At 66.0% G+C, this 1054-nt stretch carries 1 pseudogene; it reads left to right on the forward strand.

The annotated features are described in order from the left end of the window. Positions 1-992, forward strand: a pseudogene (gene acnA / locus AC5RWT_RS37770) (aconitate hydratase); the annotation flags it as partial. Between the last annotated feature and the right edge of the window lie 62 nt (positions 993-1054).

Raw genomic sequence — 1054 nt, forward strand, 5'->3', positions numbered from 1 at the left:
AGAAGCAGCCGCTGGGCCAGGACCCGGAGGGCAACGACGTGTTCCTGAAGGACATCTGGCCGAACCCGGTCGAGGTCCAGCAGGTGATCGACTCCTCCATTAACAAGGAGATGTTCGCCAAGGGCTACGAGGGCGTGTTCGAGGGCGACGACCGCTGGAAGGCGCTCGAGACTCCCGAGGGCGACACCTTCGCCTGGGATCCGAACTCCACCTACGTGCGGAAGCCACCGTACTTCGAAGGCATGAGCGCCAAGCCCGAGCCGGTACAGGACATCACCGGTGCCCGCGTGCTGGCCAAGCTGGGCGATTCGGTCACCACAGACCACATCTCCCCGGCCGGATCATTCAAGTCGGACAGCCCCGCAGGCCGCTACCTGCTGGAGAACGGCGTGGAGCGCAAGGACTTCAACTCCTACGGTTCCCGCCGCGGCAACCACGAAGTGATGATCCGCGGTACCTTCGCCAATATCCGGCTGCGGAACCAGTTGCTGGACAACGTGGAGGGCGGCTTCACCCGGGACTTCACGCAGACCGGCGGCCCGCAGGCCTACATCTACGACGCCGCGATGAACTACCAGGCCGCCGGCACCCCGCTGGTGGTGCTGGCCGGCAAGGAGTACGGTTCCGGTTCGTCGCGTGACTGGGCAGCCAAGGGAACGGCGCTGCTGGGCGTCAAGGCCGTCATTGCCGAGAGCTTCGAGCGGATCCACCGTTCGAACCTGATCGGCATGGGCGTGCTGCCGCTGCAGTTCCCCGCAGGCGAGTCTGCCGCATCGCTGGGGCTCTCCGGCACGGAAAGCTTCTCGATCGAGGGCGTCACCGCACTGAACGAGGGCACCACCCCGCGGACCCTGAAGGTCACCGCCACCGACGAGGCCGGCGGCACGAAGAGCTTCGACGCCGTGGTCCGTATCGACACCCCGGGTGAAGCCGACTACTACCGCAACGGCGGCATCCTGCAGTACGTGCTGCGCCAGATCTCCGCGAGCTAGTCTCCGGTTTTCCAAACGCACACCGCCTGGCGGCTAAGCACAGGGCGGGCGTCCGAAGGGAC

The organism is Arthrobacter sp. Dra40 (genome assembly GCF_059091905.1).